The sequence below is a fragment of the Onishia niordana genome (assembly GCF_004798965.1).
Lineage (GTDB): Bacteria > Pseudomonadota > Gammaproteobacteria > Pseudomonadales > Halomonadaceae > Onishia > Onishia niordana.
On record NZ_SDSD01000004.1, the window covers coordinates 232,393 to 247,569 of the forward strand.

At 63.6% G+C, this 15,177-nt stretch carries 13 protein-coding genes and 1 pseudogene; 5 read left to right on the forward strand and 9 right to left on the reverse strand.

All coding sequences use genetic code 11. The features are described from left to right. Positions 1-76: 76 nt before the first annotated feature. Positions 77-694, forward strand: coding sequence for a ribosome biogenesis GTP-binding protein YihA/YsxC (gene yihA / locus ETC27_RS10005; protein ID WP_136254846.1), 618 nt, complete (start codon positions 77-79; stop codon positions 692-694). Between the two features lie 126 nt (positions 695-820). On the opposite strand, the gene ETC27_RS10010 is transcribed toward yihA, so the two are convergent. The 8 genes and pseudogenes from ETC27_RS10010 to argH form a co-directional block, all read right to left on the reverse strand. Continuing rightward, a complete protein-coding gene (locus ETC27_RS10010) occupies positions 821-1,192 on the reverse strand; it encodes a hypothetical protein (protein ID WP_136254847.1) in 372 nt (123 codons plus the stop codon). 158 nt (positions 1,193-1,350) lie between these two features. Further along, positions 1,351-2,106, reverse strand: a complete 756-nt coding sequence (locus ETC27_RS10015; protein ID WP_136254848.1) for an HAD family hydrolase — start codon at positions 2,104-2,106, stop codon at positions 1,351-1,353. Beyond that, the gene (locus tag ETC27_RS10020) at positions 2,103-3,026 is read right to left on the reverse strand and encodes a tyrosine recombinase XerC (RefSeq protein ID WP_136254849.1); all 924 of its coding nucleotides are present in this window, start codon (positions 3,024-3,026) and stop codon (positions 2,103-2,105) included. Before ETC27_RS10020 ends, ETC27_RS10015 begins: the two co-directional genes overlap by 4 nt. Then, a complete protein-coding gene (locus ETC27_RS10025; RefSeq protein WP_136254850.1) occupies positions 3,019-3,756 on the reverse strand; it encodes a DUF484 family protein in 738 nt (245 codons plus the stop codon). Before ETC27_RS10025 ends, ETC27_RS10020 begins: the two co-directional genes overlap by 8 nt. Positions 3,757-3,811: 55 nt before the next feature. Further along, entirely contained in the window at positions 3,812-4,645 is an 834-nt protein-coding gene (gene dapF, locus ETC27_RS10030) for a diaminopimelate epimerase (RefSeq protein WP_136254932.1), read from the reverse strand. After that, positions 4,645-5,919 carry a diaminopimelate decarboxylase gene (lysA, locus tag ETC27_RS10035; RefSeq protein ID WP_136254851.1) on the reverse strand — a complete coding sequence of 425 codons (1,275 nt, stop codon included), beginning with the start codon at positions 5,917-5,919 and terminating at the stop codon, positions 4,645-4,647. The genes dapF and lysA overlap by 1 nt, the downstream gene beginning before the upstream one ends. 101 nt (positions 5,920-6,020) lie before the next feature. Next, a pseudogene (gene lptM, locus ETC27_RS18435) lies at positions 6,021-6,116 on the reverse strand (LPS translocon maturation chaperone LptM); the annotation flags it as partial. A gap of 1 nt (position 6,117) precedes the next feature. Then, on the reverse strand, positions 6,118-7,521 hold the full coding sequence (gene argH, locus ETC27_RS10045; protein WP_136254853.1) for an argininosuccinate lyase: 1,404 nt from the start codon (positions 7,519-7,521) through the stop codon (positions 6,118-6,120). 225 nt (positions 7,522-7,746) lie between these two features. Between argH and hemC the strand changes: the two genes are divergently transcribed. The 4 genes from hemC to ETC27_RS10065 are packed head-to-tail and all read left to right on the forward strand — an operon-like array spanning position 7,747 to position 12,418. Beyond that, entirely contained in the window at positions 7,747-8,688 is a 942-nt protein-coding gene (gene hemC / locus ETC27_RS10050; protein WP_136254854.1) for a hydroxymethylbilane synthase, read from the forward strand. Beyond that, positions 8,688-9,548 carry a uroporphyrinogen-III synthase gene (locus tag ETC27_RS10055; RefSeq protein WP_205742719.1) on the forward strand — a complete coding sequence of 287 codons (861 nt, stop codon included), beginning with the start codon at positions 8,688-8,690 and terminating at the stop codon, positions 9,546-9,548. The genes hemC and ETC27_RS10055 overlap by 1 nt, the downstream gene beginning before the upstream one ends. Positions 9,549-9,554: 6 nt before the next feature. Beyond that, complete coding sequence (locus tag ETC27_RS10060) at positions 9,555-11,198, forward strand: uroporphyrinogen-III C-methyltransferase (protein ID WP_136254855.1); 1,644 nt, start codon at positions 9,555-9,557, stop codon at positions 11,196-11,198. Continuing rightward, complete coding sequence (locus ETC27_RS10065) at positions 11,195-12,418, forward strand: heme biosynthesis HemY N-terminal domain-containing protein (protein ID WP_136254856.1); 1,224 nt, start codon at positions 11,195-11,197, stop codon at positions 12,416-12,418. The genes ETC27_RS10060 and ETC27_RS10065 overlap by 4 nt, the downstream gene beginning before the upstream one ends. 409 nt (positions 12,419-12,827) lie before the next feature. Here the strand turns inward: ETC27_RS10065 and ybiO are convergent, their stop codons facing one another. Next, complete coding sequence (ybiO, locus tag ETC27_RS10070) at positions 12,828-15,173, reverse strand: mechanosensitive channel protein (protein ID WP_240724872.1); 2,346 nt, start codon at positions 15,171-15,173, stop codon at positions 12,828-12,830. Between the last annotated feature and the right edge of the window lie 4 nt (positions 15,174-15,177).

Genomic DNA, 15,177 nt, shown 5'->3' on the forward strand with positions numbered 1-15,177 from the left:
CCTGCATTATAGCCAGTTCAACTAGCAACGTGAATTGCCCTATCGTCGCCGTCAAGCCTCAGGATTCCCACCGACCATGCCGCGTGTCAACTACCAGACTGCCAGCTTTCTCACCAGTGCGCCTACGCTTGCCAAGTGCCCCCCGGATACCGGTGTAGAAGTCGCCTTTGCCGGACGCTCCAATGCGGGAAAATCCAGCGCCATCAATGCCCTGACGCAGCAGAAGGCATTGGCCCGTACCTCGAAGACGCCAGGCCGCACTCAGCTGATCAATTTCTTCGGCCTCGAAAATGGGGAAGATTGTCGCCTAGTGGACCTGCCAGGCTATGGTTATGCCAAGGTGCCCGAACAAGTCAAGCTTGAGTGGCAGCGTCATCTGGCCGAGTACCTGCAGGAGCGTGGCTCACTGCGTGGGCTGGTGCTATTGATGGACGTGCGCCACCCACTGACCGAGTTCGACGAGATGATGCTTGGCTGGGCCGATGACAAGGAGATGCCGGTACGTATCCTCTTGACCAAAGCCGACAAGCTCAAGTCAGGGGCGGCCAAGAATGCCCTGCATAACGTGCGAAGCCGACTGCGGGAGTGGGAAGACCTGGTGTCCGTCCAGCTGTTCTCGGCCCTCAAGCGTCAGGGCATCAACGAGGTGCACCAGCAACTGGATGACTGGCTCGTGGGCAATGAGGTGAACTGATACCTCTGGCGCCTGCTTTTTTGAAAGGGCCTGCCTTAATTCACTGTCTGGGTGCGTTCATGTTTAAAGCGGGCCTCAGCGTGCTCGGCTGATTGCACTGCTAACGCCGTTGCTTCACGAGAGAGGTTAAAAGACCCAGACAGGCGATTCTTGGCGATGGTGGTCGAGGAGGCGCTGGCGAAGGCTTTCGAGGCATTCACGGGTGCAGCCGGCACGTTCCATGACGATGGATTCTGACCCTTTTGGGGTGGGGGGCGCTAGGTAGTAATCAGTCCCCTCCCTGCCTAATGCCGGTGCCCATGGGGCGTACCCTGGGTCTTGACCGGAAGCACTGGCCACGATCACGCCTTGCACGTTGTGGGCTGATACGCTGGGTGACGTCACGGCGCCCGCATCGCGCAAGACGTTGTCGACCGTCGCGACCGCAAGCCCCCCGCCGAGCATTAGCGTCACTAGCAGTGCGGTTTTGGTCCATGTGCCGCTGTCGCGAGCGTTCATGAGGGTGCCTCCTGTACATAACCTGTACAGGAGTATGGTTCGGCAAGGCAGTTTGTACAAGGCTGGCGCGTCTTTTCGCCACACCAGCGTGCTCATTGTCATCCCGCTGGCGTTAACCACGCTCCTTGGTTATCACGCCGATATCACACCGGGACATCTCAGCCATCGTCGTTATCAAGGCTTGCCAGTAGCGTAGGCAAGTCGCGAACGTGGGCTAGCCTGTACACACCTTCTAGTCGCATCGGAAGCCCCTCATCCCGCTTGTCGATCCATGCCACCCTCATGCCCAGACGCTGGGCCGGCAGCACGTCTTCTGCCCAGGAATCTCCCACATGCATGGCTTGAGACGGCGTCGCGTTCAAGCGTGACAGCGCCGCCAGGAAGGGCCGGGCATCGGGCTTGGGGGCGTGCATCTCGCCGGCGGCGATTCTGATGGGGAAATGATGTGCCAGCGGCAGTCGGGTCAGGTCGACATTGCCGTTGGTGACGGAGGCCAGGCGGAAGTTGGCGCGAAGGCTCGTCAGCAGCATGTCGACTTCGGGGTAGGGCGTCAGCCGATGGCGCAGCGTCATGAACTGGTCCATGGCGGCGGTTGCCCAGCGCCGCGCCTCTGCCGTTGCTAGCCCATATTCTTCAAGCAGCTCACATAGGCTCTGTTCGCGAATCCAGGTGAAATCCCCCCGGCGAAGCGGATGGCGCGTGGCAAGCTCGCCGCGACGCTGCTGATAGGTATCCAGCGGGAAGCGCTCGCCGAAGCGACCCAGGGTCTCGAGCCGGTCGGCATGCCAGGTGGTAAGGGCCTCGTCGAGCCAGGCGTAGTGGCCGGTCTCGGTATGCGCCATGACGTGGCCATTGTCCCAGAGGGTATCGTCGAGATCGAAGGTGAGGGCCGTCAGTGGCCGGGTATAGGTCATGGGTTTCCCTCGTCGGGCGGCGTTCGATGGCGACGGCGTGCCCGTGGATGAGCGGCGTCGTAGCTGGTGGCCAGGTGCTGCCAGTCGAGCCGGGTATAGACCTGGGTCGTGGACAGGTGGGCGTGGCCGAGCAGTTCTTGGACCGCACGCAGGTCCTGACTCGACTCCAGCAGGTGACTGGCGAATGAATGGCGAAGCCGGTGCGGGTGCAGGTGCTCGGCGAGGCCGCGTTCGCGGGCGAGATTTGCCAGGCGTAGCTGAATGGCGCGATGACCGAGCCGCGCCCCGCGCTGGCCAACAAACAGCGCCGGCTCGCCGGCAGTGGCCAGCTGGCCGCGTGCGGTGAGCCAGGCGGTGAGCGCCGTGGCGGCGCGGCCTCCGACCGGGACCTGGCGAGGTTTTCCGCCCTTGCCGATCACGCGCACCCGTGATGACTCGAGATCGTCAAGGTCCAGCGCCGCCAACTCGGCCAAGCGAAGACCGCTCGAGTAGAACAGCTCCAGCATGGCCTGATCGCGGCGGGCCAGGGGGCTGTCATCATGCGGCGCATCCAGGAAGTGCGCCAGCTGGTCGACGTCCACCGGGCGCGGCAGGTGCTGGGGCTGGCGTGGCGAAGGTGTCAGTGAGACCGGATTATGGGTCAGTAACCCCTCACTCACTAGCTGCTCGGCAAAGCGCGACAGGGCCGCGCGGCGCCGCGCCAGGCTGCGTGGTGCCAAGCCCCGGCTGCGCTCCTGGCCCAGGAAACGGCGCACCAGAGCCGCGTCCAGCTGCGCCCAGGACTCAAGTCCCGCGTCCTCGGCATAGGCACGGAAGCGGGACAGGTCGCGGCGATAGGCATCGACGGTGGCCGGACTTGCATGACGCGCCAAGGCCTCGAGGAAGGTCGTCAGCGGCGCCTCGAGGAGCGAATCAGGCATGGCGGGGGGTGTCATGGGGTGGCGGTGCATGACGCATCAGCAGACGAGCCACCACCTCGCCCAGGTACTCGGTGAACAGGGTATCGAGACTCGCCCGGAAGTGATCCGGGTCGGGGCTCGCCAGTACCAGATAGCCCAGCGGTTCGCCGAGGGCCAGACGGGTCAGCGCGCAGGAGCCGGTCTTGTCGGGGACCTTCGCATGAGGCAGGAGGCGTTTCCAGTCGGTGGCCGAGAGTCGAGCGCAACGGCTGGCACGGCCGTCCAGCAGCGCCGACAGACGCGTTTCTGCGGCGGCGTCGAGCACCTGACGAGGCGCCTGTGGTGGAGCGGCTTCGCCGTCGCTCAGGCTGGCCGGGCACCACAGCGCCACGCTCGGTGTCTGGAAGCGTTCGCTAAGCTCTCGGGCCAGCGCCTGCCCCAGGTCGTCGTTGCTCTCGGTTTCGAGCAGGGCCAGCACCAGTTCTCGGGTGCGCCGATACTGGGCCTCGTTGTGACGCGCCGAGTCGAGCAGTGTCTCGAGGCGCCATTCGGCGGTTTCGGCACGGCCCCGCAGGTCATGGACCAGGCGCTCGAGGAGCGAGGTGGCACCGCCGGACTCCGGGTGGGGCACCTTGAGCTGCTGCAGCAGGCCTTCGCGTCCTTCGAAGAAGTCGGGATGGCGCGCCAGCCAGTGAGCGACCATTTCCGGATCCAGGGTCTGGCGCGGCTCGGGGATTTTGGCACCGGCCATGGGGCACTCCTTCTGTCGTCTCGTTTCGCCATGCCATCGTGATGATGAGGCGGTATCAGCTTATCGCGACCCGCCCATCGAAGACATGCATTGCCGGACCGGTCATGACCAATGGCGCCTCGACGCCCGGCCAGGTGATGGTCAGGTCGCCACCGGGCAAGTGCACGGTGACCGGGCTCTCGAGCTGGCCCTGGCGAATGCCGCAGGCGACGGCCGCGCAGGCGCCCGTGCCACAGGCCAGGGTCTCGCCGCTGCCACGCTCGAAGACACGCAGGCGAATTTCATGGGGCGAAACCACCTGCATGAAGCCGGCGTTGACCCGCCGGGGGAAGCGGGGATGCGCTTCGATCAAGGGGCCAAGACGGGCGACCGGTGCCGTGTCGACGTTCTCGACGTTGATCACCGCGTGAGGATTGCCCAGTGAGGTGACGCCGATCTCGAGTGCTTCACCGGCGACGTCCAGGTGATGGCGCAGTCGATCCTCGTCGGCCTCGAAGGGCAGACTCTTCGGGGCGAAGCGCGGCACGCCCATATCGACGCTGACGCGGCCATCGTCCTCGACCTTGAGCGTGAGCGGGCCGCCGCGGGTCTCGACGCGGATTTCGTGCTTGTGGGTCAGTCGCTGATCGCGCACGAACCGCGCGAAACAGCGCGCGCCGTTTCCGCAGTTTTCCACTTCGCTGCCATCGGCATTGTAGATCCGGTAGCGGAAGTCCATGTCCGGGTCCATGGGCGGTTCGACGGTCAGTAGCTGGTCGAAGCCGATGCCGAAGTTTCGGTCGGCCAACGTGCGAATCTGCTCGTCACGCAGCAGGGCTCGTTGGGTGATCAGATCGACCACCATGAAGTCATTGCCAAGCCCATGCATCTTGGTGAAGTGCACCAGCATCAGCGTGTCTCCGGGCCATCGGGGAGGCATGTCTCACCGGTCCATAGCTCTTCGATATGCTCACGACGCCGCACCAGGTGCATCGTCTCGCCGTCGGCCATGACCTCGGCCGGGCGCGGCCGGCTATTGTAGCTCGAGGCCATCACGAAGCCGTAAGCACCCGCTGAGCGCACCGCCAATAGATCGCCTGCGGCGATGGCAAGATCACGGTCCTTGCCGAGGAAATCGCCGGTTTCGCAGACCGGGCCGACCACGTCATAGGTGGCGCTTTCGCGAGTCTCTCGGGTGTCGACCGGCAGGATCGCCTGCCAGGCTTGGTAAAGCGCCGGGCGAATCAGGTCGTTCATGGCGGCATCGACGATGGCGAAGTTCTTGGTCTCGCCGGGCTTGAGGAATTCGACGCGTGTCAGCATCACGCCGGCATTGGCGGCGATCGAGCGTCCCGGCTCGAAGAGCAGGGTCAGCGCGCGGCCGCCGTGGCTGGCCAGGCGCTCGAGCAGCGCAGAGGCATAATCGAAAGGCGCCGGGGGACGCTCGCCCTGATAGGGCACGCCGAGGCCGCCGCCGAGATCCATGTGCTCGACCTGGATGCCGCGCTCTTCCAAGCGCTCGAGCAGCACCAGCAGGCGGTCGAGGGCATCGAGGAAGGGGGCGATCTCGGTGAGCTGGGAGCCGATGTGGCAGTCGATCCCGACGATCTTCAGATGGGGCAGCGCCGCGGCGCGCTCGTAGGCAGCCAGGGCATCATCCACCGGGATGCCGAACTTGTTGTCCTTGAGCCCCGTCGAGATATAGGGATGGGTGCCGGCGTCGACATCGGGATTGACCCGTAGCGACACCGGGGCCACCTTGCCGAGCCGCTCGGCGACGCTGTTGAGGCGCTCCAGCTCGGGCAGTGACTCGACGTTGAAGCACTTGATGCCAAGCTCCAGGGCCCTCGCCATCTCGTCTTCCTGCTTGGCGACGCCTGAAAACACCACCTTGGCTGGGTCGCCGCCGGCGGTTATCACCCGTTCCAGCTCGCCCCGGGAGACGATATCGAAACCGGCACCCAGGCGGGCCAGTACGTTGAGTACCGCCAGGTTGGAGTTGGCCTTCACCGCGTAGCAGATCAGGTGCGGGTGGCTGCCCAATGCGTCGTCATAGGCGCGGAAATGCCGCTCCAGGGTGGCCCGCGAGTAGACATAGCAGGGCGTTCCGAAGCGCTCGGCGACCGAGGCCAGGGGCACGTCTTCTGCGTACATCACGCCGTCGCGGTAGTCGAAATGATCCATGCTCAGCTCTCGTCTTCGGCGTTGGCCGGTGCGGTGTCACCGGCGCGGTTGTTGGCGTCGTCGCCCATGTCATTGCTCTGCTGGTCACTCACGGCGGCGTTGTCGCCTTCGCTGTCAGCGGGCAGGTAGAGCGGACCTTTCTGACCGCAACCGGCGAGCATCAGGGCCGCCAGTGCGATGATCGTCAGGGTTCGCATCTCAGCACTCGCTCTTGAGGGTAGCCAGGGCGTCACGGGCGCGCTGGGCAGCGGCGCGAACCTGGTCCGGGGCGGTGCCACCGATATGGTTACGGGCCGCGACCGAGCCTTCGAGCGTCAGCACCTCGAAGACGTCCTTGCCGATGATGTCGGAGAACTGCTTGAGTTCGTCGAGGGTCATCTCGGAGAGATCCTTGCCTTCCTTCAGGCCGTAGGCGACCGATTGACCGACAATTTCGTGGGCATCGCGGAAGGCCACGCCCTTGCGCACCAGGTAGTCGGCGAGGTCGGTGGCGGTCGAGAAGCCCTTGCGCGCCGCTTCGTACATGCTCGCGGGCTTGGCTTCGATGGCCGGGACCATGTCGGCGAAGGCCTTGAGGCAGCCCTTGACGGTGTCGAGGGTGTCGAACAGCGGTTCCTTGTCTTCCTGATTGTCCTTGTTGTAGGCCAGCGGCTGCGACTTCATCAGCGTCAACAGGCTCATCAAATGGCCATAGACGCGCCCGCTCTTGCCACGCACCAGTTCCGGCACGTCCGGGTTCTTCTTCTGCGGCATGATCGAGGAGCCGGTGCAGAAGCGGTCGGGCAGGTCGATGAAGTCGAACTGAGCACTGGTCCATAGCACCAGTTCCTCGCTCATGCGGGACATGTGCATCAGCAACAGGCTGGCGAAGGACGTGAACTCAATGGCGAAATCGCGATCACTCACGGAGTCGAGGCTGTTCTCTGAAGGACGCTCGAAGCCCAGCAGCTCGGCGGTGACGTGCCGATCGATGGGAAAGGTGGTGCCGGCCAGCGCCGCGGCGCCCAGTGGCATCACGTTGACCCGACGGCGACAGTCGAGCAGACGCTCATGGTCGCGGGCCAGCATTTCCTGCCAGGCCAGCAGGTGATGGCCGAAGGTCACCGGTTGTGCGGTCTGAAGATGGGTAAAGCCGGGCATGATGGTGTCGGCCTCGCCGGCGGCAAGCTCGATCATGCCTTCCCGCAGGCGGCCGAGTTCGGCACTCACCGCGTCGATCTCGTCGCGCAGATAAAGGCGGATATCGGTGGCGATCTGATCGTTACGCGAGCGTCCCGTGTGCAGTTTCTTGCCGGTGATGCCGATCTTCTCAGTCAGCCGTGCCTCGATGTTCATATGCACGTCTTCAAGTTTTACCGACCAGGCGAAGCGGCCCTCAGCGATTTCCTGCTCGATCTCACCCAGGCCCTCGAGGATGGCATCACGCTCCTCAGTGGTCAGCACACCGACGCGTTCGAGCATGGTGGCGTGCGCGATGGAGCCACGGATATCGTGGTGATAGAGGCGCTGGTCGAAATCCACCGAGGCAGTGAAACGCTCGACGAAGGCATCGGTGGGCTCGCTGAAGCGACCGCCCCAGGATTGGTTGGTAGACGTCGTCATCGGAGTGGCAATCCCGCTGTGAAGTAGCTTGAGAGTATGACCCCGGAGTGTACCAGAGTCGGCGATGCTGGCCACGCCGCCCGCGGGGCGAGTCGGGCGTCGCAAGGAGAATTTTTCCTGCACCGGTCGGTGCTTTATGATGAAGCTATTGCCGGTGTGGGCCTTTAGCCCCGCCACCGTCTTGGGGTTTCCCAAGATGTGCCCCGCCCCGATTTGGAGAACGCTGTGCCCGCCACGACATCCTTACGCATCGCCACTCGCAAGAGCCTACTCGCCCTCTGGCAAGCCGAGCATGTCCGTGATCGCCTGATGGAGCTGCATCCGGGGCTTGAAGTCGAGCTGGTCGCCATGTCCACCCGCGGTGACAAGATCCTCGACACGCCGCTGGCCAAAGTTGGCGGCAAGGGGCTGTTCGTCAAGGAACTCGAGGACGCCATGCTCGACGGCCGCGCCGATATTGCCGTGCACTCGATGAAGGATGTGCCGATGCACTTTCCTGAGGGGCTGGGGCTTTCGGTAATCCTCGAGGGCGCCGAGCCCACCGATGCCTTCGTCTCGAATCACTATGCTTCTTTTACCGAGCTGCCCGAGGGGGCGCGTGTCGGGACGTCCAGTCTGCGGCGTGGCCTGCAGGTGAGCGAGTCGCGCCCGGATATCGAGGTGCTGAGCCTGCGCGGTAACGTGCAGACGCGCCTGCGCAAGCTCGATGAAGGCGAGTTTGATGCCATCATTCTTGCCACCTCTGGCCTCAAACGGCTGGGACTTGAAGAGCGCATCGCTCAGGAGATGCCGCCCGAACTCAGCCTGCCGGCCTGCGGTCAAGGGGCGCTGGGTATTGAGTGTCGCACTGATGATGCCGACCTGATCCGCCTGTTGGCGGCGCTGGACGATCCCGATACCGCCGCCCGGGTCCGCGCCGAACGGGCCATGAACACCCGACTCGACGGTGGTTGTCAGGTGCCGATCGGCGGCCATGCGGTCTTCGAGAATGATGGCCGAACCCTGTGGTTGCGGGCGCTGGTTGGTAATCCTGACGGGACTGAGGTGCTGCGCGCTGAGGGGCGTGGTTCGGCAGACGAGCCGGAAGCGCTGGGTATGCGCGTCGCCGAGGATCTGCTCGATCAGGGTGCCGGCGACATTCTCGCCCGAGTTTACGGCAACGTTTGATGACAGTGGCGCCGCATGTGCTGATCACCCGTCCCGGTGAGCGGGCAAAGCGCTTGGCCGATGCCATCGAGGCCATCGGGGCCGTACCGGAGGCACTGGACGTGATGCGTCTGGAAGCGCTGCCAGAAACGCCCGAACAACGCAGCATCTGGCTGGACATTGATCAGTTCCGTCGGGTCGTGGTGATCAGCCCCTTTGCGGCAGAATGCCTGGTTGAGGCGCTCGATCGCTACTGGCCTCAGCTGCCGGTAGGCGTGGATTTTTATGCGGTAGGCGCCGCTACGGCCGCTATCCTGCATGAACGGCTTGGTGTTCGTGTCCGTGTGCCAGCCTCTGGCATAGGTAGCTTCGGGGACAGCGCTCAAGCAGGAGTACGAGTGGCAGCAGGGCAAGGAACAAGCGCGCAAGGGGATACCAGTGAGGGGTTACTGGCATTGCCTTCGCTGCAGGTGCTTAATGAGCAGAAGGTGCTGATGGTAGCCGGCGAGGGAGGCCGTCCCCTATTGGCGGATACCCTGGCGGCGCGTGGCGCTCGCCTGACCCGCCTGTCGGTTTACCGGCGCGTGCTACTAACGCCTGAGGCACCCATGCGGCAACGGTTGGCCGTTGGCGACTACGCTGCACTCGTAGTGAGTAGCGGCGAAATACTCGAACATCTGGCAGGATGGTGCCAGCCGGCAGCGTTGAACCAACCGCTAATCGTGTCCAGTCAGCGCTTGGTTACACTGGCAGGCAGCCTAGGCTTCGCGAATTGCCGCGTCGCCGCGGGCGCCACGCCAGATGCTCTGGCGGCGGAAGTCGCCGGGGCCTGCCACTTGGACGGTGCCGATGTCGATCACGACGATCTTGAAAAGGGCTAGCGACAGATGAGCAATCAATCACACGATCAGGACGAACCGCAGCAGGCGCCGGGCACTTCCGCCTCGGCCGCCGCTGCTCAGAATGACACCTCATCGTCGGGGGCCGAGTCGTCGACCGGCGACGCCTCGGGCGCCAGCACCTCGAGTGCTTCAAGCGCTGGCGAGACGAACAAGGCCAGCACCCGCGGCCGTCCTCGGGGACGCCGTGGTGGCAAGGGGCGGACATCGAACAACAACCAAGACAATGCCTCGCGCGATGATGCCTCGTCGCAGGGAAGTGCCGAGCAGCCGGTTGCCGCTAAAAACACCGAGACCACGGCTTCGGGCGGCAATCGTCAGAATGCTGATAGCAAGGCCTCTAGTGGCAAGAGCGCCAACACCCAAAGCGCTGGTGCCCAGGGTGGAGCGGCTCAAGGCTCTTCAAACCAGGGTTCTGCAAATCAGGGCTCTTCAAATCAGAGCTCTTCAAATCAGAGCGCTGGTGGCAAGAGCGCGGCCGAGTCATCGTCGGGCGCTTCGAGCGCCAAGGCAACCTCTTCCAAGCCGTCACCCTCTCAGCCATCTTCCCCCTCTGGTGGCTCGGCTGGCAGAGGCGGTGGCGCCCACAAGGCCTCGGGCGGAAACGGTGGCGGTCGCCAGACCGTTGGCATCGTCGCGCTGATCCTGGTGATTCTGCTGGCCATCGGCATGGTGGTCGCTGGCTGGTTCGGTTGGCAGCGCGTCGAGCAACAGCAGCAGCGCCTGGCGCAGGTCGAGTCCAATCGTGAAGCCGTGAGCGCCCTGGAGACCCGCCTACAGGAGACCGAGCAGTCTCGCGCCGCGGCGCTGGATGAGGCCGTGGCAAGCGTCGAGGGTGAATTTGCCGACTACCGTAGCGAAGTCGATGACACGCTGGACCGCGTGCTGGACGAGCTCAACAGCCAACAGCAGACGGACGAGCGCGAATGGCTGCATGCTGAGGCCGCGTATCTACTGCGCTTGGCCAACCAGCGCCTACAGCTCGAGCGCGACGTGGGTGGGGCCATGGCGCTGCTCGAGACGGCCGACAAGCGCCTGAAGGAGACCGGCAATCCGGCGCTGTTGCCAGTGCGCCGAGCCATCGCCGATGAGCTTGCCAAGCTGGATGCTGTGCCGGACATCGACCGTACGGGTCTCTACCTGTCGCTGAACGCTCAGCAGGAGCAGCTGGCTAGCCTGCCGCTCAAGCAGGATGTGGCCGAGGCCCCTGTCGAAGGCACTATCGAGACCCCGCCCAGCGGTGATTGGCAGCAGCAGTTGACCCGTTTTGGCAGTGAGCTCAAGGATCTGGTGACCGTGCGCCGCCACGATCAGGCCCTGGAAGCCTTGATGACGCCAGAGCAGGAGTCCTACCTGCGCCAGAACGTCAGGCTGGTGCTTGAGCAAGCCCAGTTGGCGTTGCTCAAGGAAGAGCCCGAGCTTTACCGGGCCAGCCTCGACAAGGCCATTTCCATGATCGAAGGCTACTACGACACCGAGCGTGAGAGCGTCGAGTCTTCCATCTCGCGGCTCACGGATATGCGTGGCAAGACCATCCGCCCTGAACTTCCGGACATCAGTGGTTCCCAGCAGGCCATGGCGCATTTCATCCAGACGCGTTTCGAGGCCCGCGCCCAGGGAGGTGATGCATGAGAAAGCTGATCCTGCTGATCGTCCTGGGGCTCGCCGTTGGCGCCCTGTTCGGCCAGCTGATGCAGTCGCTGCCCGGCTACTGGCTGATACGGGTTGGCGACACCTCGGTACAGACCTCCTTCTGGTTCGGTATCGTGCTGTTGCTGGGTGCCTTCCTGGTGCTGCACTTCGCGCTGCGATTGCTGATGCGCATGCATCGCCCGGTGAGCCGCCTCAAGCTGTGGAGTACCCGCAACCGTAACCGTAATGCCATGCGCCGCACGGTGCGTGGCTTGGTGGCCCTGGCCGAGGGGCGCTGGAAGCGCGCCGAGAAGTCATTGGTCAAGGCGGCCGATGACTCCAGCACGCCGCTGGTCAACTACCTGTCAGCGGCCTTGGCGGCTCACTACCAGGGGCGCTATGAACAGGCCGACACCCTGCTCAAGCGTGCTCACATGTCCACTGAGGGAGCGGATACCGCGGTAGGCATGGTGCAGGCCCAGCTGATGCTCGATCGCCAGCACTTCGAAGAAGCACTGGCGACACTGACTCGCCTCGACAAGCAGCTGCCTGATCACCCGCAGATCCTCAAGCTGCTCAAGCAGGCCTATCTGAGTGTCAGCGACTGGGATGGCCTGCGCCGGCTGATGCCACGCCTCGCCAGACACCAGCTGATCGCCGATGACGAGCGCAAGGAATTGGAACAGCGCGCTTATCGCGAACTCATCCTGCAGGCCTCGCACAACCCCGACGATATCGAGCGGGTGCGCAATCTGTGGGCTGACATGCCTGATCATCTGCGCAGCAATATCGAGCTTGTGGTGCTGTATACCGAGGCGCTGGTGCGCGGCGGCGAAGAGGCACTGGCCGAGCGCCTGTTGCGTCACTCGCTGAAGGATAACTGGGACTCGCGCCTGGTGACCCGCTATGGGCTTTTGAATGTCGATTCCTCGCGTCAGCTGGTCTATGCCGAGAAGTGGCTCCAGGAGCGTCCCAACGATCCCGATCTGTTGCTGACCCTGGGCCGTCTGTCGCTGCGCAATGCCTACTGGGGCAAGGCGCAGGAATACTTCGAGTCCAGCCAGCGTCAGCGTCCAAGCGGCGTGGTTTGTGCAGAACTCGCCCGGCTCTTCGCCAACCTTGGCGAGCACAACAAGAGCCAGCTCTACTATCGCCAGAGTGTCGAGCTGCTTGATCGCTCATTGCCCGCTCTGCCTCAGCCAAGCGAAGTCAATCGCTGAACCCCGCTCTTTTTTTGCTCTTCCGGGCGCCCTTGTGGCGCCCTTTTTTATGGAGCGCTGTTCAAGGCGGTGATGAAGGGTGGCCTGTGCCCCATATGGGCAATGGGCGCTGCGAGCGAGGCGCTAATGGTGCGTGCCAGCGGCCAGGGCAGAGTCCATCGAGGAGGATCCATCGAAGCAGTCCAACATAGCGTAGCGCTCAGTCGAGTCCTGAATTCGTTCTGGGGTGGCGGCGAGGATGTAGGTGGGCAGCTATGCCGGAGGGGCCGGGGAATGAATGGAGCTTTCTGAAACAGGCAGATAAAGATCAGGGGCTTGGCGCCTTCGTCTGTGCTGTAAAACTTGTGCTGGACAAAAAAGGGCCGCCCGAAGGCGGCCCTGCATTGATCCTTTAGGGTGTGAACCTGGATCAGTTCTCGTCGCCTGTACCATCGTAGTCGGCGGGAGGAATCGAGCGCTCGTCGCTTTTAAGCGGTTCCTCCTGAGCGTCGGCGTCGTCGTCGGTGTTCGTGCTGGCTCTTTGCTTGGCACGCCCCTCGAGGACGCGAACGTTGCCGGCCGGCGCCGAGCCGTCCTTGTCTTCGCCGAAGTAGAGCGTGGTGTGCGGGAAGGGAATCTCGATGCCCGCGGCGTCGAAGTGCATCTTGACCAGGCGGTTGTAGGCACGGCCAGTGGCCCACTGGGTGCCCGGCGTGGTCTTCAGGCGTACGCGGATGTTCACCGAGCTGTCAGCCAGGGCGATGACACCGGCGACCTCCAGCGGTGCGAGCAGGTTCTGCTTATGCTCGTCGCTGGATGAGAGTTCCTCGAAGGCCTCCTGCAGGCACTCGATTGCTTCATCGATGCTCTCGCGGTAGGCGATGCCGTACTCACCAACGTGGTAGGCGAACTCGCGCATGTAGTTCGACACGGTATCGACACTTGAGAAGGGCACGATGTGGTAGGTACCGGACAGGTCACGGATGCCTACCGAGCGGATGCTCAGGCGCTCTGCCACGCCAGTGACGCCGCCGACGGTAACCACATCGCCGGTGTTCATGGCGTTCTCGACCTGGATGAATACCCCGGTAATGATGTCCTGCACCAGCTTCTGGGCACCGAAACCGATGGCCAGACCCAGCACCCCGGCACCCGCGATCAGCGGACCGATGTTAATGCCAATCTCGGACAGCACGATCATCAGCGTCATGGCGATGATGGTGATGGCCAATGCGTTACGGAACAGGCTCAGCAGCGTCTGGGCGCGGGCAGTGGGCTCGCCGCCGCCGGTCTCCGGGTTGAGGCGGTGCTCGATCAGACTGGCTAGACCTACCCAGAGGGCCATGGACACGGTCACAATGACCAGCACACTGATGACCTTGGCGACGAGGCCACGCCCCATGTCGGTGGCATACCAGCTGGCGAGATCAAAGATGCCCCAGGCACCGGCGGTGATCATCACTACGGTGATCAGGATCAGTGCACGGATGACCCGCAGCAGATTGGGGACATAGGCATTCAGGCGTGTCTCGAGCAACGGCAGCTTGCGCTTGAGGTCATCCGGCAGGCGAATCCGCTTGCCGATGGTCTGCGTCAGCAGGCTTGAGAGCAACATGCCGGCACCGACCACGGCGAGCGTCTGCAGCGTGGCCATCAACACGAAGGGCAGCGCATCTTCGGGGCGGGTGAAGGTCAACACCAGCACCATCAGGAAGTAGGCGATCGCCAGCAGGTGCCAGACGCGTGCGAACAGCTTCAGGGAGACGCGTGTGGCGCTCATCGTGGCCTTGGCGGCCTTGGCATTGATGCCATCACGCAGGCGCTGGCGGTTCTTGAGTACCACGGCTACCGCATAGACAAAGGCACCCAACATGATCAGCGTACCCATGCCCTGGCCGAGTGCCGGTGATAGGTAGTAATTAAGCAGTGGTACGGCGACCATCAGGCCATAGCCAATCAGACCGATCAAACGGGCCATCCAGCGGTTCCAGTAGCTGGCTTCTTCGGCCGAGATAGGCAGCAGGCGCAAGCCTTTATAGCGGGAGGCAAACAGCATGCGCACGGCGGCCTTGAGCAGCTCAATCACCAAAAAGGCGTTGAGGAACAGTGAGGCCCGTGTCGAGAGCGCGCCGCTCTCGCCGATGGCGAAGGTGGCGATAAGGTTGCCGCCCACGTACGAAAGCGAGATCACCAGCACATCAACGACGGCGGCGATTGCCACGGCCACTAACAGGCGAATCACCGGCGTCATGCCGCTGCCCTGTTGCGACCAGCGGCTGGTGGCCGTGAAGGCCGGCCGCGCCAGGTGCCGGAAGGCGACGAACAGCACGAAGGTGGCGATGATCACCAGCCCCAGATTTAATGCCGCCGAGGTGAAGGCCTCCCTGTCGAACGCCTGGCCAGTGCCCACCCCCTGGACGATGCCGCTGACAGCCGTGGCGAGCCCTTCAAGCTGACTGCCGATTTCACTGGCAATGGTGCTGGTCAGTTCGGCCAGTTGGCGCGGCAAAGAGGCAGCGTTGGCCTCTTGACCGCTGGGGGCCTGGTCTGCAGCGGCCTCTGTACTAGAGGAGGCGGCTGCCTTGGCATCATCGGTCATGCCGCGCAGCTGTTCGATCAGCTGGGTGCGAGTTGCATCGTTCTCGAGCAGGTCGGCCAGGGTGGAATAGGCCGGCGCGTCGGCGGGTGGGCTCTCCTGAGCCTGGGCCTGAACGCTGAACAGCATCAATGCTGTCAGCAGCCAGGCCATCAAGGGTAGCGATCGCAATGTCAGCACACAT